A 21,004-nucleotide genomic window follows, 5' to 3' on the forward strand; every position below is an offset into this window, starting at 1 on the left:
CGCGGCTGTTGCCACGCCTGCGGGAACTTGGTGATGTTGAGATTGCTCTCCACCACGATACCTATCAGTCTCCGGCTGACCTGTCGCTGGTGAAACGGTATGGGGTCCGGCTTCTGCCGCCCGTCCGGCAAACCCGCTGGTCACACATCAGCAAGGTCTTTGCCATCATCCGCGGGCTGGAGTGCCTGTTTCGTTTGCCGAAACCGCCGGTGGTATGCCACGCTGTCCCCCACCTGCTATCCCATCAAACCGGCGTCAGTGATCGCCAACCGGCTCAATCAGCTCACTGCCGATTTCTACGTAGATATGCGTCGGGTGGATTTTCAGTCCAGTGGTATCGAGCTTGACAAACATGTTGAGGATGCCGTGGCCCGGCGCACCATTGGCGTAATACCCTTCATCTCCCGGCGCGGGCAGTTCTACTGGCGTCCGCTCCGGGTTCGTCGCCCGCGTGCGGTCATTCCCTTTGGGGAGAATTTCCGGCTTTATCACGGTTCAGACTGGTTTGTGCTGGGGCAGCGGGCCGTTGCCTATCTGCTCAACCTGAATGTCTGGGAACACCCGGTCGTGCAGTTTTACCTGACGGCCTACCCACAAAACCGCCCCCAAGCCCCTTCACCCGTGGAAACCGTCATCCAGAGCCTTCTGGGAAATGCCAGCCAGCTTCGTGGTCAGTACCGTAACTGGCACTACATTGACTGGCGGGGAACGACCGATTGGCATCCCCGGCTTCTGACCGAGCAGCACTGGCCTGAACTTCTGGAATCAGACGCGCTTTGGGCGCGGAAGCTGGACCTTGAGTGCAGCGCCGGGCTACGGCGGCGTCTGGATGCTGACCTTCTGGACGCAGGGAAAGCACATCTCTCCGCACGCTGACAGATGCCGTGTGAACACCGCTTCCGGTCTGGAACAGCCGATGCATCTTCCCTCACCTGGCAGGCAGACATAGATTACGGCCGGCAAGCTCTCCGGGTTGGGGAAGACAGGTGTCAGGCGACGTGCTCCAACTTGAAAATGTGGTTCTGGCCGGGCGATACCGCATCCGCTCGCGCCTGGTGACAGGGAGCCGCTCCGGGATTTTCCTGGCGCTCGATGACGTCAGCCAGCAGTTGGTCGTGATCAAGGCTTTTCCGAGGCCAGGTTCCGCACCGGGTCCTCCAGCGCCCACGGTCAACGGACCGGACTGGCGACAGACGCGGTTTCGGCTGGAAGGTGTTTGGCTTGATCGCGTCAGTCACCCGTACATCGTGCTGCGGCTGGACAGCGGGAGTGCCCACGACCCGGCGGGCTGCCCCTTTGATTACCACGTCCTTGAGTACCTTGCAGGCGGCACGCTGGCTGCGCTGAGCCACGCCTGGCAGGGGCTATCGTTGCTCAAGACCGTGAACCTGCTGCGGCAGGCTGCGGCCGCCCTGACCCACTGCCATGCCTTGGGCGTCATCCACGGCGATGTCGTGCCGGAAAATCTGCTGCTGACCGGTGATCACCGGACGGTGAAACTCGCTGACTTCGGTTCCGCCACTGGTGATGATGAGCCAGCGGCCATGGATGAAGGGAAGTTCACCGGGTGGCTGTCCCGCTATGCGCCACCAGAAGCCCGGCTGGGGGCCGGACTTCCGCTTTCGGCCGCCGCCGATGTCTATGCGCTGGCCAGAACCTTCCATGCCGCACTGACGGGCGATCCTTTCCTCGAAAGCCAGACGCCAATCCAAACGCTGCCCCCCAAGCTGGCGACGCAACCCGGTGCAGAGGCACTGTTGCAGGTTCTCCAGCGGGCCACGGCGACGAACGTCACGGACCGCTACCCCACTGTGGCGGCGTTCTGGGCGGAAGCAGAGCAGGCCGTGGCGGCGATGCCGGCAACCGATGCGCCGCCGGTCATGCCGGTGGCCATACCGGCCGCAGCGGTGGCTCCCATTCAAGTAGCTTCCGACGACCCACCGGCTGCCACTGACGAAGCCGATGACCCGACTGTTGTGACCGGTGCTGCCAGGGAAACGTTATGTGATGTTGCCTCTCCGGCAGAGTCACCGTCGCCGCTGACGACCCGCCTGATTGGTGTCGGGGTTGTCGCGGCGGTTGTGCTCCTATTCATCGGCAGTCTGGTGGCGCTGTATCGGCTGGCGCGCGCGTCGGCCCGCGCACACTGGTATGGACAGTCTCCGCCAGCCGCTTCTGCGCGCCCGCTGTTTCAGGTCAGGGTGTTGCGGCCGACCAAGGCCTACGCGACGCCGACCGAAAACCCAACCCCGCGTGACTGGCTGGGCGAACTGCCAGCCGGGGTCGAAGCCGATGTTCTGGAAATCAGCGGCCGGTTTTACCGGGTGCGTCCGCAGCGGTGGGGGCGGCGCAGGTCTTCGTCTGTGAACGAAGGCTGGGTACTGCGGGAACACATGGACGGCGGGTTGTGACAAGGCAGGCCAAGGGAGTCTGGGAACTGCCCCCGGCCTACGGCGGATGCCCATACGGACCCGTATGGCGCAGGCGTGTCAGGCTGTGACAAGGAACTGGCGCAGTTTTTCGACGTGCGGACTGACTTCACTTCGCCGATAGTCAATCAGCCCCTCCTCACGAAACTGGTTCATGATGGTGGTGATAATTTCACGGGAGGTCCCAACCATCTGTGCCAGTTCCTCGTGGGTGAGGCGAAGCCGCTCCAGCCCGGAATCGCTGCTCGATTTGAGCAGCACCCGCGCCAGGCGGCGCGTCGTGTTGTCAAAGGCCAGCGTTTCGATCTGCTGCTGGGCTTCTGACAGCCGTTTGCAGAACAGGGACAGCATATCCAGCAGCGCTTTTGGATTTTCACGCAGCATGGCCAGGAAATCGTGAACCCGAATGGCCAGCACGCGCGTCGGTTCCATGGCTACGGCCTGGTCGCTGCGGCGGTCATCCACCTCGCAGAAACACAACTCGCCAAAAATCTCACCGGCGCGGTGAATGCTGATGATCTTTTCCTTGCCGTCGTCCGAGACGCGCGTGATCTTCACGCTGCCTGAAAGGATGTAAAAGATGTGGTCGGCTGGATCATCGAGATGATAAATCGTTTCGTTCCGGTGATATTCCCGCTCGCCACTGACGACGCGGATTTCGTTGAGCTGGCCCTGAATAAACTCCGCAATCGGGTCAATCGTGCTCATGGCTGAACTACCTCGGCGCTGATAGGCAGGAACATACCCACCGGGGAACTGAAGCCACCCGGCGGGCCTGACAATCTGGAAACAACTCTTGAACGTGCGGGGACGCCGAAACTATTGTCACTGAAGGAAATCTGGAGTCACAGCGACTCTTTTTCCTTGGGGGGCAGGGCGGTAAGCTCCTTACGCTTGGCTTCGTCAGGGTCCTCGTTGATGGCTTTCTTGAAGTTGCGGATGCCTGTGCCCAGCCCGGTGAAGAGTTCGGGAATCTTCTTCGTCCCAAACAGCAACACCACGACCAGCCCAATCAGGAGGATTTCCCACATACCAAGGTTCATAGCGTGGCCAACTCCTCGCGCTGCCGGAAACCGGCTAGAGTAAGTGCATACTAAGAGTGTGTTGGAATACTGTCAATTCAACCATGACAGTTGTGTAACAGGTGCGCCACCGCCTGCACCGGCGGTCATAGGGGTGCCGGAAGGTAGCCGGGGACGCCGTGACCACACCACACAATGCCTGTGGCGGATTTTCACTCGCACGGTCCGGGCGGATTGGCGTATCGTCAGTGAACACCAAAGCTGCTTTGGGGGCTGTGCCCCATACCGTCGCCGACCGGATGCGGAGACTGGCGGCCACTGACTCGCTGAGAACCATCACCATGAGGAAAATCCGTAAAGCCATCTTTCCTGCCGCCGGGTTGGGGACCCGTTTTTTGCCGGCGACGAAAGCCCAACCCAAGGAAATGCTGCCGCTCGTGGACAAACCGCTCATCCAGTACGGCATCGAGGAAGCCATTCTGAGCGGCATCGAACAGGTCATCATCGTCACCGGGCGCGGGAAGAACGCCATTGAGGACCACTTTGACATTTCCTTCGAGCTGGAGCAGTTGCTGCGTGAGAAAGGCAAACTCGATCTGCTCGAACAGGTTCAGGAAATTTCCAAGATCAACGTCTCGTACGTGCGGCAAAAACAGGCCCTGGGATTGGGCCACGCCGTGCTCGTCGCCCGCGAACTGGTGGGCGACGAACCCTTCGCCGTGATTCTTGGGGACGACATCGTGGACTCCAAAGTGCCCTGCCTGCGCCAGATGATCGAGGTGTATGAACGTTACGGGCGCTCCGTCATCGGAACCGCCCGCGTGGAAGGCGAGGCCATTTCCCGCTTCGGCGTGCTGGCCGTGGACCCTATCGAAGACCGGGTCTATAAAATCCGCGACATGGTTGAAAAGCCACCCTTTGCCGAAGCGCCATCCAACCTGGCCATCATCGGTCGTTACATTCTCATGCCGGAAATCTTCGACGTGCTGGAAAAGACACCCAAAGGTGCCGGCGGAGAGATTCAGCTCACCGACGCCATGCGCCTGTTGCTCAAAGAGCAGGCCATGTATGCACACGAGTTCCACGGCGTCCGTCACGATGCCGGCGACAAGCTCGGTTTTCTCATCGCCACGGTCGAGTTTGCGCTTCAGCGTCCAGACCTCGGCCCGGAGTTCCGCGCCTATCTCAAGTCACTCACCCTGTAACCCCGAAATCCTGAAACTGGTGTGCCCGGCGGGTTGCCGACGTGAACCGCTGTGGGTAATGCCACGCCCTGTCACCATGCCCCTGCACCGAACCGTGAACTGGAAACGAATCGTCAGAACCGCCCGTCCTACACTCCGACGGAGACTTGCCCTGTGGGGCATGGCTTTCGTCGTAGCGCTCATCTCCCCGGCCTGGCTCTTTGCACAGACACCGCCGGCCGCGGCCAAGCGCCCCATCACCCACGAGGACGTGTGGCTGATGAAGCGCGTCGGCGCGCCGGTTCCCAGCCCCGATGGGTTGTTCGTTGTGTTTTCCGTCGTTGCCCCGGCCTACGATCCCAAAGACCAGTCCAGCGACCTGTGGCTGGTACGCGGCGATGGCAGCGCTCCGCCCCGGCAGTTGACGTTCACCAAAGCCGCGGAATCGGATGTGGCCTGGAGTCCTGACAGTCGCCGCATTGCCTTCGTCACGAAGCGGGAAGGCGATGAAGTCAACCAGGTCTATCTTCTGGATGTGGTCGAGGGCGGAGAAGCCCGGCGGGTGACCTCCCTTTCGACGGGCGCGAGCGCCCCACGCTTCAGCCCTGACGGGAAGACCCTGCTGTTTTCGAGCGTGGTCTTCCCCGGCGCGCTCACGGACGCCGACAACCAGCGCATCGCCACTGAACGGAAAAACCGGAAGTACAAGGCACGGGTTTATGACGGCTACCCGATCCGGCGCTGGGACCACTGGCTGGACGATACGCAGACCCACCTCTTCGTACAGCCGCTGGAGAAAGGCGCGCCGGGGCGGGATGTGCTGGCCGGAACAAAACTTGTCGCGGAACCCGGGTTTGGTGGGCGCGGCACGAATGCCGCCGACACGCTCGATGCCGTCTGGACGCCGGACGGCGCGGCCATCGTGTTTACGGCCACCATCGAGCGCAACCAGGCTGCCTATGCTCCCGTTGAAACACACCTGTATGTGGTGAGCGCCCAGGGCGGTGAACCGCGCCGCCTGACCAGCCCCGGTCACACCTACAGCCGCCCCCTGTTCGCCCCGGACGGAAAGAAACTCTATGCCTTGTGTTCGCCGACCACTGACGGCAAGGTGTATCACCTTGAACGTCTGGCACGCTTTGACTGGCAGAATGGCCAACTGGTGAACGAGTCGCGCCCGGCAGAAGGCTTTGACCGTTCCGTGGAGTCTTTTGGTCTGACACCGGACAGCCAGACCGTGTACGTGACGGCGGAAGAGGCCGGACACGAAAAGCTCTTTCGCATCCCGGCACGTGGCGGCCCGGCACAGCTTGCCTTTGAGGTGAAACTCGGCTGCTACACGAACCTATCCATTCCCCCGCAGGCCGCGAGTCCACTCCTGTTTGCCAACTGGGAAAGCGCCGTCAATCCGGCCGAAATCGTACGGATTGACCCCGACGCCGGGCGGCACGTGGCGTTGACCAGCTTCAACGTGGCGGCGGCGGCGCAAATTGACTGGCAACCGCTGGAGCACTTCTGGTTCACGAGCCGGGCCGGCAAGCGCATCCACAACATGCTCGTACTGCCGCCGGACTTTGATCCCAAACGCCGTTATCCCATCTTTACTTTCATCCACGGCGGCCCCCACACCATGTTCCGCGATCAGTTCTTTCTGCGCTGGAACTATCATCTGCTGGCGCAGCCCGGCTATCTCGTTCTGCTGACGAACTACACCGGCTCGACCGGTTTTGGGGAAGCCTTTGCCCAGGCGATCCAGGGCGATCCCTTCGGAACCTGCGGGAGTGAAATCACGGAGGCCGTGGACGCGGTGGCCAAAGCGTTCCCCTATGCCGATGGCGAACGGGTGGCGGCCGGCGGCGCCAGCTATGGCGGCCATCTGGCCAACTGGTTGCAGGCCACGACAACCCGCTACAAGTGCCTCATCTCGCACGCCGGGCTGATCAATTCCGAGTCGCAGTACGGAACGAGTGACACCAGTTACTTTCGCGAATTGGCCAACGGCGGGCCCGTCTGGGAACAGAATGAAACCTGGCGCAAACAGAATCCCATCCGGTACGCGGCTAATTTTCAGACGCCAATCCTGCTGACGATTGGCGAGAACGATTTCCGCGTTCCGCTCAACCAGACCCTTGAAAACTGGACGATTCTCCAGCGCCGCCGCATCCCCAGCCGGCTCATCGTGTTTCCCGAAGCCAACCACTGGATTCTGCGTGGTGACGACAACAAGTACCTTTTCCAGGAGGTTCACGCCTGGCTGGCAAAGTATCTGCGCTGAAATGCTTTACACAGTGTTCACGCGCCAGTGATTATCTGGGGGCCATGAAGCTGCTGGTGTCACGCATCCTGTCCGATGTCTTTAATCCGCTCGTCAATGCGGTGGTGGCGTTTCTCGTCATCATTGCGACGGACCCCAATGACCACGGGGCGAGTAAGCCCCTGGCGGCCATCGTGGCCGTGCTCTTTGCGGCCGCTCTGCCCCTGTTGGCTTTGCTGGTGATGAAGCAGCGCGGACTCATCACCAACGTCAACATTGACCGTCGGGAGCAGCGGACGCGCCCCTTCATCCTGGGCATCCTGTGCTATGCGGTGGGTTTCTGCTTTCTCAAGCTCTTTCACGCGCCACGGCTGGCCCAGGGGTTGATGTTTTGCTATGCGGTCAATACGGCGGTGATCCTGGCCATTACGCGCTACTGGAAAATCAGCGTCCACGCGACAGGCATCAGCGGCCCGCTGATGGCGCTCTACTACCAGCTTGGGGCGGTTGTGCTGCCGTATTTCAGCCTCATTCCCCTTGTTTGCGCCTCGCGGGTGGTGATGAGAAAGCATACGGTCGGGCAGGTCGTGGCTGGCACGGCCCTTGGCTTGACGGCAACCGCTGCGCAAATCAATCTGCTGTTCCGCTGACGGGCGCTCTCCCGCTGTCTTCCCCCCTGGCGCTGACCCGGACCCCTCCGGAATTGAGCCGGGCGCGAAATCCTGAGTTTTTTCGGAAAGCTGAACAACGATGAAACGCTGTCACAATTTCAATGCCGGGCCGGCCGTGCTGCCCGTGCCCGTACTCGAACGCATCCGGGAAGAAATGCTCTGCCTGCCGGGCGTCGGGATGTCGGTTCTGGAAATCAGTCACCGCTCCAAGACCTTTGAAACCATCCTGTCCGAGACCGAAAATCGCCTGCGCCGTCTGCTGAATGTGCCGGAGACGCACCACATTCTGTTTCTGCAGGGTGGGGCCAGCTTGCAGTTCAGCATGGTGCCGCTCAATTTTCTGACCAGGGACGGTGTTGCCGACTACATTGTGACCGGAAGCTGGTCGGAAAAGGCCGTTGAGGAAGCCCGGAAAATCGGGCGGGTCAATATCGCGGCCACAACAAAGGAAGAGAACTACGCCCGGATTCCGAACCAGAGTGAACTACGGCTCGACCCCCAGGCGGCTTACGTTCACTTTACGTCCAACAACACGATTTTTGGCACGCAGTGGCCGACGGAGCCGGAAGTCGGGACGACGCCGCTCGTGTGTGATGCCTCGTCGGATTTCCTGAGTCGTCCGCTGGATGTCAGCCAATACGCCCTTTTGTACGCCGGGGCCCAGAAAAACGCCGGCCCTGCCGGGGTCACCATCGTCATCGTGCGTGAGGACTGGCTGGAGCGTATTCCCGGGGGGCTGCCGACGATGCTCGACTACCGTACGCATGTGAAGCATCGGTCGCTGTACAACACGCCGCCCGTCTTTGCCATTTACGTGGTGGGACTGGTGCTGGAGTATCTCGAAGCCCAGGGGGGGCTGTCCGCCGTTGCGGCGGCCAATGCCGAAAAAGCCGGGAAGCTCTATGCCGCCATAGACAGTGGCAGCTTTTACCGGGGCACGGCAGCGCGCAACTCCCGTTCGCTGATGAACGTCTGTTTCCGGCTCCCCAATCCGGGCCTGGAAGCGGTTTTTCTCAGGGAAGCCGCGGCCAACGGGTTTGAAGGGCTGCCGGGACACCGTTCGGTGGGCGGCATCCGGGCTTCGCTCTACAACGCCCTGCCGATGGAAAGCGTCCTGGCGCTCATTGATTTCATGCGTGATTTCGCCCGTTGCCACGGATAGGCTGGCGGGCCGGCGGTGGGGTCAGTGGGGGGCTGTCCGGCGCGGGAGAGGTAATCTATTGTATCTTGACGGCTTGCGGTTGCCCGTTTACGCTTCGCAACTGGGAATCTTCTGAATTGACCGCACCTGTGACGGCACTGCTGCCGACCGGCCGGACCGCCCGATTTCAAGCGAGGTACAAGCGATGACGTTTGATGAGGCTCTGAGCGTACTCAAGAAACGTGGGCAGAAGATGACGCCACAGCGGTCAACGGTGTTGCGCATCCTCATGGAATCGGCCCGTCCGCTGACGGCCCAGGAAGTGCACCGGGAAGTGACGAAGCTGCATCCCCACGTCAGTCTGGATACGGTGTATCGCAATCTGACCCTGCTGACCGACGTGGGGCTGGTTCACCAGTCCAATCTGCAGAACCGCGATGTGGCACGCTTTGAGTTCCAAGGCAATGAGCACCGCCACTACGCCATCTGCCTCAACTGCCACAAGACCATCCGCCTCGACTGGTGTCCGGTCGAAACCAAGCTCATGACGCAGGCGCTGCGCAAGCAGTTTGCCATTGTCAAGCATGCGTTCGAGGTCTATGGCTACTGCGCCGAGTGCCACTTCGCGCTTTCGGCTTCCGCCTGAGTTGCCGCTGCCGGAGTTGCCGCGCCACCGGTCCGGCCGTTCCCGGCTACTCGATGTCGCGGTCGTCGGCCAGGTCGCGGATGGCTGTGGCCTGAAGCCGTAACAGGCTGGTGACGTAACCATCTTCCCATTCCGGCCCAACCGACAGGGTGCCCCGGACAAGCACCGGCTCTCCATAGTTTTTCAGTTTCATCTTCCCGGCGCGAACCAGAATCATGTGCTGGAGCATGGGTGGCGCGCCAAAGCAGCAGCCATTGGCCGACTGGGTCAGGAGAAACTCGGTCTCTCCGGTGGAGCTATACAGCGGCAGGGCGAAGCCGGCAATCTCGACCTGCCTGCCGTCGAGCGCCTGAAGTGCCGCTGGAGGCGGCACCGGTGTCGTGGCCCGGGGGTCAAAGTCATAGTTGAGGTTTTTGATGTAGTCGAAGCGGAGGCGGATGACATCCCCCTGAACGTCCAGCGGCCGGCTTGCACTGGATGACGGCCGGGATGCCGGCTGTGGGGCCAGCAGGCTCCCGGCGACCATCAGCAACAGCAGCCCGCCCAGCCCCAAGTAAGGTGCGTGTGCGCGCAGGTATTCGGAAAAGCGAGACATCCGTCATCCCCAGCCGTGGCAGCCTGTCCGGGACGTGCCACTGGTATCAGGCGTGGGTGAGCTTGTCCAGGGCCCGCTCCGCTGCTGCCAGTGTCACTTCAACGACCTCATCCGTGTGGGCCAGCCCCATGAAGGCCGCCTCGTATTGTGACGGCGGCAGGTAAACCCCTTCGTGCAGCATGGCGTGGAAGAAGCGCCCGAAAAGCGCCGTGTCGCTCTTGGAGGCCGAGTCCCAGTCGGTGACTTCGCCGTCGGTGAAAAAGATCGTGAACATCGAGCCCACCCGGTTGAGCGTCACCGGAAAGCCCGCCTTGCGGATAAGCTGGAGCAGCCCTTCGGAAACCTTTTTGGCCTGCCGGTCAAGCTTTTCGTACACGCCGGGTTGCTGGAGCAGGCGCAGCGTGGTGAGTCCGGCCGTCATGGCAACCGGGTTGCCAGACAGCGTGCCCGCCTGATAGACCGGGCCGGCCGGGGCAACGCAGTCCATGATGTCGGCCCGTCCGCCATAGGCTGCGGCCGGCAAGCCCCCGCCCATGACTTTTCCCAGGCAGGTCATATCCGGCAGGACACCATAAAGCTCCTGGGCGCCGCCGCGCGCCAGCCGGAAGCCGGTCATCACTTCATCGAAGATGAGAACGGCGCCGTGCTTTTGGGTCAGGTCACGCAGCCCCTGCAAGTAGCCCGGTTGGGGGGGGACGCAGCCCATGTTGCCCACGACCGGCTCGACGATGACGGCCGCAATGTCATTCGGATATGCCGTAAACGCCGCCTCGACGGCCGCCAGGTCGTTGTAAGGAACCGTAATGGTCTGCTGTGAAATCTCGGCCGGTACACCCGGACTGTCCGGCAGCCCCAGCGTCGCCACGCCGGAGCCGGCTTTGACCAGAAAAGCATCCCCGTGACCATGGTAACAACCGACGAACTTGACGATTTTGCGGCGTCCCGTAAAGCCGCGCGCCACGCGGATGGCCGCCATGGTGGCTTCCGTCCCGCTGCTCACCATGCGGACCTTTTCGATGGAAGGCACGAGGGAAACGATGAGTTCGGCGATTTCGACTTCGAGTTCCGTCGGGGCGCCGAACGACGTGCCGCGCTCGATGACCGAGCGGATGGCCGCCAGGACTTCCGGGTGTGCGTGTCCCAGAATCATGGGCCCCCACGAGCCGATGTAGTCCACGTAACGTTTGCCATCCACATCGGTCATGTAGGGGCCGTGGGCCGAGCGAATGAACAGCGGCGTCCCACCCACGCCCCGAAAGGCCCGAACAGGACTGTTGACACCGCCGGGAATCACGGCGCGGGCTTGCTCAAAAAGGGTTTCGGAACGGCTGGGACTCACTTTTTCAGTTTCCATCGTGATTGGCATGGTCGCTTTGCATTGAGGAACAGGAAAAAGGTCTTGGGGTTCAGCGTGGTTGTGGTGAATCCGAAAGGGAGAGCACCGAATGGCCACGGCTACCTTATGACCGTGGCGCACATCAACCTTCACCGTTGCTGACAGCTTTTAGCGCCAACCCGTGTGCGAGTCAAAGGGCGGACGAAGAGTGGCTCCGGCTCACGGAGGGGGCGCCATGGTCGCCTCAAGAGCGTGCAGCAGCTCTCTGGCGCTGGCGTCCCGCCCCTCGGCCAGTTCCAGACCGCGCCGCAGTTCGTTGCGCGCCGCTTCGGCCTCTCCAACGGTAATGTACGCACGCCCGGCGCAGTAGCGCACGTCGGGCTGCTCCTTGAGCGCCTCTGGCAGCCCGGCGTACCGTTCGAGCAGTTCGAGCAGGCGGTCCGTGCCCGGCTTGGTGGCTGTCTGGTTCACCGGGCGCAGGTTGCCGGGGTTGTCACTCCGGGTGAGTTCGTTTCCGATCAGAAACTGAGTTTCATCGGCCAGGGTGGTCAGCAGGTTCTCGAACGTGTCCGCCGAGGCACCTTCATACTGGTCAAAAGCCGTCCGGTAGGCCGCCAGAGCCGCCGGTTTGTCACCTTTGAAACTGAGTGCAATGGCCAGGTTTTCATACGCCAGTGGGTAGAGTCCCTGACGGAGAGCAATGGCTTTCCGAAACGCCTCGATGGCGGCATCGAGTTCCAGGGTGCCCTTGAGCTGACTGCGCAGCAACCGGACGTTGCCCAGGTTCAGGTAGGCCTCCGGGAAGTTTGGCTGCTGCCGGACGGCCGTCTGGAACTCCCGGATGGCCGCATCGTACGCCGCCCGCTTCTCGTACAGCCGCCCTAGGTTGTAGTGCGCCAGAGCGTAGCCGCCTTCCGGTTCCCGCTCGCCCGGCACGGGTTTGCCCAGGGCGGCCCGAAAGGCCTGTTCGGCGCGGTCCAGATCGCCCAGCGCCTCATACAGCAGCCCCAGGTTGTTCCGGGCTTCACGAAACTGGGGGCGCAGCGTGATGGCTGTCTGGTAGCTGGCGATGGCGGCTTCCAGATCGCCACGGTGCGACTGCGCCATGCCCAGATTGAAGTGGGCGTTGGCCAGCCGTGGGGAGATGGTGAGCGCTGCCTGGTAGGCCTGGATGGCACGGTCAATGTCGCCAGCGCGATAGCAGGCCACCCCAAGGTTGACCTGTGCGGCTGCATCCCTGGGGTTGAGGGCCAGAACGGCCAGGAACTTGTCACGTGCGTCCGCTTCCTGTCCCAGTTCCAGAAGGGCATGTCCCCAGCCGGCAAGGGCCTCGGTGGCTTTCGGGTTGGCTTGCAGGGCCTGCTGGTAGAGCGGGATGGCCTCCTGATACCTGCCTTTGGCCGCCAGGGCGGCGGCGCGCTCCGTGAGCGTCGGCTGGCGCTTCGGAGGGGTGATGACCTGCTGTTCGGTGCGGGCCAGGGCCTCACCAACCTGCTGAATGCCACGTTTCTGGGCAATTTCGGTGGGGACAACACGCAGCGCCGAAGCGCGGGCGCTGATGGTGGGGTCAATCCGCAGCGGAGTTGCCCGTGACCGTTCTGCCGTCGGGTCAATCCGCAGTGAGGATGGATTTTGGTCACTCCACCGGACGCGCCAGAACCCAGAGGTTTCGTAGCCTGTGGTGACGGTAAGAAGGCACAGTGAGGCAACGGCTGGCGTGGCCCGTGGTTTGTAAGGCATACCGCATCTTTGCTCGAACATTGTCTTTCAACGCCGAGGTGCAATATAGTTGGCGGGGCGTAGAGCGACAAGTTACATCCCGGACTGGCTCAGCGTTCCTGTCCGTTTCCGCCCGCATGGCTGCGACGGGTGTGTTGTTTTCGTATGAATGTCGAAACTGCGAGTCTGCTCGAACTCGGCGCTGTGATTGACGGAAAGTACCGGATTGATGCGCTGCTTGGGCAGGGCGGAATGGGCAAGGTGTTTCGTGTCACCCACCTTCAACTGAAGAAGACCTTTGCGCTGAAGGTCATGCTGTTCGACGTCGCCCGTAACGCCGAAGAGCGTCAGCACCGGCTGGCGCGCTTCCGGCGCGAGGCAGAAGTGCTGGCCCGGATCAGCCACCCCAACATCGTCATGGTGACGGATTTCGGGACGCTGGGCGAGGAACAGTTGCCCTACATCGTCATGGAGTTCATCGAGGGCACGACCTTGCGCGAACGCTGCCGGGAACTTGGACCGGCGCCCATCGGGTTCGCCCTCGAAGTGACGCGCCAAATCTGCGCCGGCCTCCACACGGCGCACACCCAGGGCATCGTCCACCGTGACCTGAAACCGGAAAACGTCATCCTGCAGACGTTGCCTGATGGGACAACCATGGCGCGGGTGCTGGATTTCGGCATTGCCAAACTGGCCCCCGAAGGCGGGGAAAAAAACGAAACCCTCACGCGCGAAAGTCCGGGAATCGGCTCGCCCGGCACGCCGAAATACATGGCGCCGGAACAAATCCTGGGGCAGCCGATTGATCCGCGCACGGACGTTTTCGCCATCAACCTCATGCTCTACGAAATGCTGGCCGGGGCACTGCCCAGCGTGCCGGTCATCCTCGCCGAGCCGAAGCCGCTCTCCCAGCTTCGGCCGGACATTCCGGCCGAACTCGACGCCATCATCCGGCGGGGCCTGGCGAAGCTCCCGGAGGAGCGCCAACCCTCGGCACTGGAGCTGAAACGCGAACTGGAGGCGCTCGAAAAAAACCTGACCCTGGAAGCCGCACTGCGTGACCGCACCACGCCGCCGGGTGGCCTTTCGACGACACCCGGTTTTTCTCCGGTCACCAAGTCGGGCAGTCCGGTACTCCCCACACTCCAGTTGGGAACGCTGTCGCCGCCAGCCCGCACCGTGGGCGTGTGGCCCATCGCCGTTGGGTTGCTGCTGCTCGTGGCCGGGGGCGGCGGATGGTTTTTCTACCCGCAAATCAGCGCCGCGCTGAGTGGTAAGCCCTCCCCCTCACCCACGACGCTGCCCGCCGACCTGCAACCCAAAATGGTACTCGTTCCAGGTGGCGAGACATTGCTCGGCACCAACCGGGGCGACAAACTCTCCGTCCCGGAGTTCAAAACGACTGTTTTGCCCTTTCGGGTGGCGCAGACGCTTGTCAACAACGCACAGTATGCGGAGTTCGTCAAACGGACAAAGCATCGTGCGCCCACGACCTGGAACGGGCCGTCGCCGCCGGTAAGCGATCTGGACAAGCCCGTGACCGGGGTGAGCTGGGATGACGCCGATGCCTACTGCCGGTGGCTTTCCCAGGAGACCGGCACGCGCTACCGGCTCATCAAGGAGTTTGAATGGGAATACCTGGCGCGCCAGCGTGACCGCAAGGGCGTCCGGGATTTGCTCGATGCTGGTTTTCTGGAGTGGACGGCCGACAGCCTGACGGTCTATCCCGGCGGGAAGGGGTTTGCGCCAAACCCGGCCCTGCGTATCTTTCGTGGCCGGGATGACCGTGAAAATCCAAACGAAGGTGTCACCTACCGCTTTCCTCAGAAACCGGACTTTACCAACAATCGGCTGGGCTTCCGGGTTGCGGCCGATCCCAGGGTTGGAGGGGAATGATGTCCACGTCGGGCACGGTGGAGTTCTACAAATCCCTCATCGGACAAACCCTCAACGACAACTACCGCGTCGAGAAGATGATCGGAAGTGGGGGGATGGGGGCTGTCTTTCTGGCCACCCACCTGACGCTGGGCAGCCCGGTGGCGATCAAGGTGCTTTCCCCGGCGCTGACCTCCGATCCTTCGCTGGTCAAACGTTTTCAGCGCGAGGCCAGGATTGGCGGCCAGCTTACACACCCCAACATCGTCCGGGTGCAGGACTTTGGCAAGACGCCCGACGGGCTGTTCTTCATGGTCATGGAGTATGTCGCCGGGGAAACCCTGGCAGCCCGGTTGTCCCGGGTCGGGAAGCTCTCGCTCGAAGAATGCCTCGCTATTCTGGAGCCGCTGTGTGACGCGCTCGAACTGGCCCACGGCAAAAACCTTCTGCACCGTGATCTCAAGCCGGCCAATGTGCTCGTGGGGGAACTCAACGGCCGCCAGGTTGTCAAACTTCTTGATTTCGGCATCGTCAAGCTGCTCCAGTCCGACGAGCAGGTTTCCCAGTTGACGGCCGTCGGACAGGTCTTTGGGACGCCCCTCTACATGGCGCCCGAACATCTCATGGGGATGACCCTGACGCCCCAGGCGGACCTCTACAGCCTGGCCGTCATGGCGTATGAACTGCTGACCGGACAGCCCCCGGCGCAGCATGACGACCTGCGGAAGATGCTGGAGCTGAAGATGAAGCCTCCCCCATCGGTCACGACCTATGTTGCGTCCCTGCCCACCGGGCTGGATGGTGTGTTTGCCAGGGCACTCCACGCCAACCCTGAACAGCGGTATGCCACGGCCGGGGACTTTTTCCGGGACATGCAATCCGTCCATAAGCAAAAGACACAGGAAATGCTTTCAGCCGCCTTTGCCAGACAATCCAGCTCACTGACAGATGAAGGATCGGAACCCCCACGCCCCTCCAAAAATTGGCTGGAAGGCTGGTGGAACAAAGTCTTTGGCAAAAAATCCTGACGCTTGACGAAAACCTGGCCCTGGCAGTCAGGGACGCTGCAGGCCGATAGGGGGAAGCATGTTCGAGAAAATACTGTTGGCAACGGATGGCTCTGAGACGGCGTTGAAAGCGGCCCGGGCCGCTGGCGAGTTGGCCAGCAAAACCAACGGTTCGCTCACACTGCTGTTTGTGATGGAGCCCTTCAACGAAATGGCCTACATCAGCCTGCCCGGTTACGAGCTGGGCATTGACCCGGAAAAGGTGGAGCGTTTCCAGCGGGAATCCGCCAATGCGGTTCTGGAGCGCACGGCTGAAGTCCTCAAACCGCTTGGTGTGCCCTTCATCACCCGTTATGAAATCGGCGCTCCTTCCGCGACCATCGTTTCTGTGGCGGAAAACGAAGGGTTCGAGGTCATTGTCATCGGGAGTCGCGGGCGTGGGCCAATTGCTTCGTTTTTGCTCGGCAGCGTGTGTGATCGCGTCATGCACCGGGCGCACTGCCCGGTGTTGGTCATCAAATAGACGGCCGTAACCCGGTTGGTTTCACCGTGCCGGACGTGCGTCGGCAGGGTGTGCGTGGCTGGAAGTCAGCTCATGGTGATTGAGTCTCCGCCGCAATCGAAGTCGTCACCGGTACGGCCGCACGCGCGGACTTACCACCGGGCCTATCTGAACAACCTGCTGGCCAATCATTTCCATACGCCCCTCGTGGTCATCGAGGCGCCGGCCGGGTACGGCAAGACGACCCTGCTGAGTGCCGTGACGCATCGCTCCGGGGCACAAGTCGGCTGGTTGGCACTGGATGCTGCCGATGCTGCCCTGAATACCTTCATAGCCAACGTTTGCGCGGCGCTCTACCGCCTGCCAATCGTGCCCGACTACCAGGTTCTGGATACTCAGGACATTCGTTCGGCTGTCAAGCTTGTGGTGAGCAGCATGCGCGAGTTGGGTATCGAAACCCTGGTGCTGGACAACTTCGAGCACGTTGCCGATGCCCCGGCCATCAACCAGTTGATTGAGCAGGTGGCGGCTGAGTTGCCGCCGCCCATGCAGCTCATTCTTGCGACACAGCGTGTGCCGCTCTTCAAGCGCGCCGGGCGCAGCCGGGTGACACGCCTCGATGTCACCGAGTCGGATTTGCGTTTTGACCCGGAAGATGTCGTTGGTTATTTCGCCCAAGTGGCACGCTATGAGGTTAGCGCCGATGAAGGCGGGCTGATTGTCGAGCGGACGCAGGGACAGGCTGCCGCTGTCAACCTTGTCTTGCAGGTGGCTTATGGTCTGCCGTCGTATCTGCGCATCAACTTTGAGATGTTGTTGCCTGCTGCCAGCCAGGCGGTGATGGTGTCACTGTTGCGAGAATGTCTGCGGCGCGCGCCCGTGGCCTTTGATGAAGCCATTCACCTTCTCAGGAGCGGCGCGGACACGCCAGCGAGCCAGGCACTCTATCAGTTCCTGGCGGCTGCCAACTGTCTGGTACACACCCTCGATGATGAAGTGCGCACACTGGTCATTCATCCACTGCTGCGGGAGCTTTCCACCCGCCTGTAAACGCTGACCGGGGAACCGGCAAGCCGGTTGGCAGTCTGTCCCCCCTAGCCTGCACGAGCACCTTGAACCGGTCGCCAAAGCCGCCCGGCACGAGAAAGTGCTTGAGTGCCAGACGTTCCTGGAGGGCTTCGCGTCCGTGCTCCGGGCGGGTTGCCGCAGCGAGCAGGTCAAGCAGCCCAAGCTGGATGAGATAGTCGGCCTGCCGCGTCAACTGAACGCAGCGCAAACCCCGGCGGACGCCATGGCTGACCAGCGCCGAAAAGTTGACGTCGGCCGTGAGGTCCTGCTGGCCGGGGTTGGACAGCAGGTCTTCCGAGACGCGATGGCATGTGAAACTGCGAATGGTGCCCGTCGGCCGCCCTGACAGGTGTGACCCGGTATCGCCGTAGTCAATGGTGATGAGATAGCCCCGCGCCAGGGCCGCAGCGGCCTTGGTGAGCCAGTCCAGCGCGTCCAGCGCGACTTCGCACTGCTCACCTTCAGCAGGCTGGATTTCGCCCAAGGCAAGGTATGCTGCGAAGTCCTGGGGAAGCGTGGGCGTCTCCCAGATGAGACGGAGCTGACCCTGGCTGACCGACACCAGCCCTTCAAGATATTGCCCCCGGCGGCAGGTGAGCAGGTGAACCGGCAGGGCATCCACGAGTTCGTTCGAGAAGATCAGTCCGGTGATGGGGGTGCATGACAGCTCATCCAGCGTCTGCCACTTGACCTGTTCCAGGAAGGCCGCCAGCCGCGCCGCCTGGGCGGCCCGCATGGCGGGGCTGTGCTCGTCAATGACATAGCGCAGGTGACGCAGGATGTCGGGCGCATCCGTCGCCAGCGCGGTCAGGATGTCAGCCGCCAGGTCACCCGTGCCGGCGCCACATTCGACGACCGTGAAATCCGCCGGCTGCCCCAGGGCCTGCCAGATGGACTGTATCTGGCGCGCCAGCAGTTTTCCAAAATGGCCCGCGATACTGCTGGCGGTGTAGAAGTCGCCAGCGCGTCCGATGCGCTGACTGGCGGTGGTGTAATAACCGTGCGCCGGATCGTAGAGCGCCAGGGCCATGAAGTCACGAAAGGTCAACGGGCCGTGGCGGGCGATGCGGTCACGGATGACAGCTTCCAGGGAGTTCATCGCGGTGTCCGGTTACGGTGTATTCACGGTGTATTCACCACCCGCAGCAGGTGATAGGTACGCGCGCCTTTGCGCAGAACGCCATACTGCCCGCCAATCAGCCGTTCGCGGGTAATACGGCTGTGGACGGACTCGACCCGCTGGTTGTTGAAGTACAGTCCGCCCCCTTCGATGAGGCGGCGCGCTTCACTTTTCGAGCCCACCAGCCGGGCCGCTATGGCCAGATCGGACGGCACTGCGCCGTCGTCGGCAAACAGTGCCGCCGGGACCTCGGTTGAAGGCGCATCGTGAAAGACGGCAAGCAGGGTGTCCGCATCAATGTCCGTGATGGGGGCCCCGCCGAACAGGATGTTCGTGGCCGCCAGCGCCGTCCGCAGGCCCGTGGGCCCGTGGACGAATTCCGTGACGGCCGCCGCCAGCGAACGTTGGGCTCCCCGTTTTTCCGGCGCTGTCGCCACGGACGCTTCCAGGTCGGCTATCTCCCCGGCCGACAGAAACGTGAAGGCTTTCAGGTAGTTGATGACACTGGCATCTTCGGTGTTGAACCAGAACTGATAAAACTCATACGGAGAGGTGCGGTCATCGGTCAGCCACACGGCGCCCTGTTCGGTTTTGCCGAACTTCGTGCCGTCGGCTTTGGTGATCAGGGGGATGGTCAGCCCGTGGACGCTGCTTCCGCGCAGGCGACGGATGAGTTCAATGCCGGCCGTGATGTTGCCCCACTGGTCGCTGCCGCCGATTTGCAGGGTGCAGTCGTAGCGGTCGTACAGTTCGAGATAGTCGCGTGCCTGAAGCAGCATGTAGCTGAATTCGGTGTAGGAAATTCCGGTCTCCAGCCGGCGCCGGACGGATTCCTTGCCCAGCATCATGTTGATGGAGAAATGCTTGCCGGTTTCGCGGAGAAACGTCAGCAGCGGCAGGTGGCCGAGCCATTCCAGGTTGTTGACGAGGCAGGCGGCATTGGCGCCGGAGAAGTCAAGGAACCGGGACAGAAGGCGCTCAATGGCCTGCACGTTGGCCGCAAGGGTGTCTGTATCCAGAAGCGGGCGTTCGGCAGCCTTGCCGCTGGGGTCGCCGATGAGACCTGTGCCACCGCCGGCCAGCGCTATGGGGCGGTGGCCGGCGCGCTGAAAGCGCACCAGGGTCAGAAGTGGCAGGAGATTGCCGACGTGCAGGCTGGGCGCCGTCGGGTCAAATCCGGCATAGACGGTGAGCGGTTGCCGCTCCGCCATGTGCTGGGGAAGATCAGGTGTGTAGTCCTGAACCAGTTGCCGCCAGGTCAGTTCATCAAAAAGGGTCGTCATAAGGGTACAGCCGGGGTCACGTGTGAGGAGCGTGCGTATCCGCAGGGGGCAATCGGGTCAAAGGGCGATTTGTCTCCCGGATTCACTGCCATCTTTCGGCTTGTTTTGCCGATTTGAGCGTATGTATATTTACGTCCCACGGACAGATTCAGAGCAACCTGCCCTTGGGGAGAGGGCATAGCGTGCTGAAGTGGTGTATCATATCACCGATCTATCCGTCAGGTTTCTCCATTTGACACCGCCTGGCTGAGATATTCTGATCTTGTGAGACGAGCATGACATCCAACAATACGGGCGAAATAACCTGCTCTGTGTGTGGCGCATCGAATGCTGCGGATTGGCTGTATTGCCAGCAGTGCGGCTCTCCGTTGAAATCCGAGCCGGCTTCCGTCGCACGCTCGGCTCCTCCCGGCGGCGGCGGGCAGGGTGGGCGTCCGGTTGACATTCCACCGACGGTCGTGGTTCCGCCGGTCGTCCCGCCAACAGTCGTCGCCCAGCCGGCGGTTCCGCCAACCGTGGTGGCACAGCCGGTCCCGCCGCCGGTCCCGCCAACGGTCATCGCCCAGCCGGTGGTTCCGCCGACCGTGGTGGCGCAGCCTGCCCCGCCGGTTCCACCGACAGTCGTGGCGCAGCCTGCCATGCCGCCGGTGCCACCCACGGTGATGTCACGCTCCCCGGCAGCCGATGGCGCGGCTGAGACGGTCATCTGTGACCAGTGCGGCAAAGTCAATCCGGCAACCAGCAGCTTCTGTGCCGGCTGTGGAGCGCCTCTGCCCTCTCCACTGATGAAGACCATCGTTCGCACGTCGGAACGCCCACCGACGCGGGTCGCCCGCCTGTGCCTCATTCAGGAAGGGGGCGGAGATGGGGAAGTCTATGAAATCAAGGGGGATGAACTGACGATTGGCCGCAACTCGGGCGACATCCGGTTTCCGCATGACGGTTACATGTCCGGGCGGCACGCCCGTATCATTCGGCGGGGTGATGAATTCATTCTCCAGGATGACAACTCGCGCAACGGCACGTTCAAGAAAATAGACGGCCCGGTGACGCTCAAATCAGGCGACATTGTGCTGATTGGCAAACAGTTGTTTCGCTTTGAGGCATAGCGGGGGCAGCAGCCCGGAGACAGCGCACCACGGGGTGCGACAT

General features: G+C 62.1%; 19 protein-coding genes. 12 read left to right on the forward strand and 7 right to left on the reverse strand.

Annotated features, from left to right (window positions below; translation table 11 throughout):
- Positions 1-159: 159 nt before the first annotated feature.
- Positions 160-876: a beta-1,6-N-acetylglucosaminyltransferase gene (locus tag J8C05_RS04185; RefSeq protein WP_246840743.1), complete on the forward strand. Its 717-nt coding sequence runs from the start codon at positions 160-162 to the stop codon at positions 874-876.
- A gap of 122 nt (positions 877-998) precedes the next feature.
- Positions 999-2,411, forward strand: coding sequence for a serine/threonine protein kinase (locus J8C05_RS04190; protein ID WP_211422931.1), 1,413 nt, complete (start codon positions 999-1,001; stop codon positions 2,409-2,411).
- A gap of 78 nt (positions 2,412-2,489) precedes the next feature.
- On the opposite strand, the gene J8C05_RS04195 is transcribed toward J8C05_RS04190, so the two are convergent.
- Positions 2,490-3,137, reverse strand: coding sequence for a Crp/Fnr family transcriptional regulator (locus J8C05_RS04195; protein ID WP_058866379.1), 648 nt, complete (start codon positions 3,135-3,137; stop codon positions 2,490-2,492).
- A gap of 137 nt (positions 3,138-3,274) precedes the next feature.
- A complete protein-coding gene (locus tag J8C05_RS04200; protein WP_211422932.1) occupies positions 3,275-3,472 on the reverse strand; it encodes a twin-arginine translocase TatA/TatE family subunit in 198 nt (65 codons plus the stop codon).
- A gap of 320 nt (positions 3,473-3,792) precedes the next feature.
- On the opposite strand from J8C05_RS04200, the gene galU reads away from it, so the two are divergent.
- From galU to J8C05_RS04225, 5 genes are all read left to right on the forward strand, one after another.
- Positions 3,793-4,656: a UTP--glucose-1-phosphate uridylyltransferase GalU gene (gene galU, locus J8C05_RS04205; RefSeq protein ID WP_058866377.1), complete on the forward strand. Its 864-nt coding sequence runs from the start codon at positions 3,793-3,795 to the stop codon at positions 4,654-4,656.
- Between the two features lie 160 nt (positions 4,657-4,816).
- The gene (locus tag J8C05_RS04210) at positions 4,817-6,910 is read left to right on the forward strand and encodes an alpha/beta hydrolase family protein (protein ID WP_211422933.1); all 2,094 of its coding nucleotides are present in this window, start codon (positions 4,817-4,819) and stop codon (positions 6,908-6,910) included.
- A gap of 44 nt (positions 6,911-6,954) precedes the next feature.
- Entirely contained in the window at positions 6,955-7,539 is a 585-nt protein-coding gene (locus tag J8C05_RS04215) for a phosphatase PAP2 family protein (protein WP_211422934.1), read from the forward strand.
- 100 nt (positions 7,540-7,639) lie between these two features.
- The gene (gene serC, locus J8C05_RS04220) at positions 7,640-8,722 is read left to right on the forward strand and encodes a 3-phosphoserine/phosphohydroxythreonine transaminase (protein WP_211422935.1); all 1,083 of its coding nucleotides are present in this window, start codon (positions 7,640-7,642) and stop codon (positions 8,720-8,722) included.
- A 184-nt stretch (positions 8,723-8,906) separates the two neighbouring features.
- The gene (locus tag J8C05_RS04225) at positions 8,907-9,347 is read left to right on the forward strand and encodes a Fur family transcriptional regulator (RefSeq protein ID WP_211422936.1); all 441 of its coding nucleotides are present in this window, start codon (positions 8,907-8,909) and stop codon (positions 9,345-9,347) included.
- 46 nt (positions 9,348-9,393) lie between these two features.
- Here the strand turns inward: J8C05_RS04225 and J8C05_RS04230 are convergent, their stop codons facing one another.
- From J8C05_RS04230 to J8C05_RS04240, 3 genes are all read right to left on the reverse strand, one after another.
- Positions 9,394-9,942 (reverse strand): DUF3299 domain-containing protein, encoded by a 549-nt coding sequence (locus tag J8C05_RS04230; protein WP_211422937.1) that lies wholly within the window; start codon positions 9,940-9,942, stop codon positions 9,394-9,396.
- A gap of 46 nt (positions 9,943-9,988) precedes the next feature.
- Positions 9,989-11,308, reverse strand: coding sequence for a glutamate-1-semialdehyde 2,1-aminomutase (gene hemL / locus J8C05_RS04235; protein WP_211422938.1), 1,320 nt, complete (start codon positions 11,306-11,308; stop codon positions 9,989-9,991).
- 189 nt (positions 11,309-11,497) lie between these two features.
- A complete protein-coding gene (locus tag J8C05_RS04240; protein ID WP_211422939.1) occupies positions 11,498-13,018 on the reverse strand; it encodes a tetratricopeptide repeat protein in 1,521 nt (506 codons plus the stop codon).
- A 144-nt stretch (positions 13,019-13,162) separates the two neighbouring features.
- Between J8C05_RS04240 and J8C05_RS04245 the strand changes: the two genes are divergently transcribed.
- The 4 genes from J8C05_RS04245 (at position 13,163) to J8C05_RS04260 (ending at position 17,431) form a co-directional block, all read left to right on the forward strand.
- The gene (locus tag J8C05_RS04245) at positions 13,163-14,893 is read left to right on the forward strand and encodes a bifunctional serine/threonine-protein kinase/formylglycine-generating enzyme family protein (protein ID WP_211422940.1); all 1,731 of its coding nucleotides are present in this window, start codon (positions 13,163-13,165) and stop codon (positions 14,891-14,893) included.
- Positions 14,890-15,900: a serine/threonine protein kinase gene (locus tag J8C05_RS04250; RefSeq protein WP_211422941.1), complete on the forward strand. Its 1,011-nt coding sequence runs from the start codon at positions 14,890-14,892 to the stop codon at positions 15,898-15,900. Before J8C05_RS04245 ends, J8C05_RS04250 begins: the two co-directional genes overlap by 4 nt.
- 58 nt (positions 15,901-15,958) lie before the next feature.
- Entirely contained in the window at positions 15,959-16,402 is a 444-nt protein-coding gene (locus J8C05_RS04255) for a universal stress protein (RefSeq protein WP_211422942.1), read from the forward strand.
- 72 nt (positions 16,403-16,474) lie between these two features.
- The gene (locus tag J8C05_RS04260) at positions 16,475-17,431 is read left to right on the forward strand and encodes a MalT transcriptional regulator family protein (protein ID WP_211422943.1); all 957 of its coding nucleotides are present in this window, start codon (positions 16,475-16,477) and stop codon (positions 17,429-17,431) included.
- Here the strand turns inward: J8C05_RS04260 and J8C05_RS04265 are convergent.
- Together J8C05_RS04265 and tyrS are read right to left on the reverse strand one after the other, a co-directional pair.
- Positions 17,391-18,548: a class I SAM-dependent methyltransferase gene (locus tag J8C05_RS04265; protein WP_211422944.1), complete on the reverse strand. Its 1,158-nt coding sequence runs from the start codon at positions 18,546-18,548 to the stop codon at positions 17,391-17,393. The two genes, J8C05_RS04260 and J8C05_RS04265, sit on opposite strands and share 41 nt — an antisense overlap.
- Positions 18,549-18,571: 23 nt before the next feature.
- Positions 18,572-19,852, reverse strand: a complete 1,281-nt coding sequence (gene tyrS / locus J8C05_RS04270) for a tyrosine--tRNA ligase (RefSeq protein WP_211422945.1) — start codon at positions 19,850-19,852, stop codon at positions 18,572-18,574.
- A gap of 275 nt (positions 19,853-20,127) precedes the next feature.
- On the opposite strand from tyrS, the gene J8C05_RS04275 reads away from it, so the two are divergent.
- Positions 20,128-20,961: an FHA domain-containing protein gene (locus J8C05_RS04275; RefSeq protein WP_211422946.1), complete on the forward strand. Its 834-nt coding sequence runs from the start codon at positions 20,128-20,130 to the stop codon at positions 20,959-20,961.
- Positions 20,962-21,004: the final 43 nt, after the last annotated feature.

The organism is Chloracidobacterium sp. N (assembly GCF_018304765.1).
Taxonomy (GTDB): Bacteria; Acidobacteriota; Blastocatellia; order Chloracidobacteriales; family Chloracidobacteriaceae; genus Chloracidobacterium; species Chloracidobacterium aggregatum.

Coding starts and splice junctions, on each gene's coding strand:
- J8C05_RS04225 (WP_211422936.1), top strand. CDS start 8,907: ATGACGTTTGATGAGGCTCTGAGCGTACTCAAGAAACGTGGGCAGAAG.
- J8C05_RS04230 (WP_211422937.1), bottom strand. CDS start 9,942: ATGTCTCGCTTTTCCGAATACCTGCGCGCACACGCACCTTACTTGGGG.
- J8C05_RS04250 (WP_211422941.1), top strand. CDS start 14,890: ATGATGTCCACGTCGGGCACGGTGGAGTTCTACAAATCCCTCATCGGA.
- J8C05_RS04240 (WP_211422939.1), bottom strand. CDS start 13,018: ATGCCTTACAAACCACGGGCCACGCCAGCCGTTGCCTCACTGTGCCTT.
- tyrS (WP_211422945.1), bottom strand. CDS start 19,852: ATGACGACCCTTTTTGATGAACTGACCTGGCGGCAACTGGTTCAGGAC.
- J8C05_RS04215 (WP_211422934.1), top strand. CDS start 6,955: ATGAAGCTGCTGGTGTCACGCATCCTGTCCGATGTCTTTAATCCGCTC.
- J8C05_RS04195 (WP_058866379.1), bottom strand. CDS start 3,137: ATGAGCACGATTGACCCGATTGCGGAGTTTATTCAGGGCCAGCTCAAC.
- J8C05_RS04260 (WP_211422943.1), top strand. CDS start 16,475: ATGGTGATTGAGTCTCCGCCGCAATCGAAGTCGTCACCGGTACGGCCG.
- J8C05_RS04265 (WP_211422944.1), bottom strand. CDS start 18,548: ATGAACTCCCTGGAAGCTGTCATCCGTGACCGCATCGCCCGCCACGGC.
- J8C05_RS04210 (WP_211422933.1), top strand. CDS start 4,817: ATGGCTTTCGTCGTAGCGCTCATCTCCCCGGCCTGGCTCTTTGCACAG.
- J8C05_RS04255 (WP_211422942.1), top strand. CDS start 15,959: ATGTTCGAGAAAATACTGTTGGCAACGGATGGCTCTGAGACGGCGTTG.
- hemL (WP_211422938.1), bottom strand. CDS start 11,308: ATGCCAATCACGATGGAAACTGAAAAAGTGAGTCCCAGCCGTTCCGAA.
- serC (WP_211422935.1), top strand. CDS start 7,640: ATGAAACGCTGTCACAATTTCAATGCCGGGCCGGCCGTGCTGCCCGTG.
- J8C05_RS04245 (WP_211422940.1), top strand. CDS start 13,163: ATGAATGTCGAAACTGCGAGTCTGCTCGAACTCGGCGCTGTGATTGAC.
- galU (WP_058866377.1), top strand. CDS start 3,793: ATGAGGAAAATCCGTAAAGCCATCTTTCCTGCCGCCGGGTTGGGGACC.
- J8C05_RS04275 (WP_211422946.1), top strand. CDS start 20,128: ATGACATCCAACAATACGGGCGAAATAACCTGCTCTGTGTGTGGCGCA.
- J8C05_RS04200 (WP_211422932.1), bottom strand. CDS start 3,472: ATGAACCTTGGTATGTGGGAAATCCTCCTGATTGGGCTGGTCGTGGTG.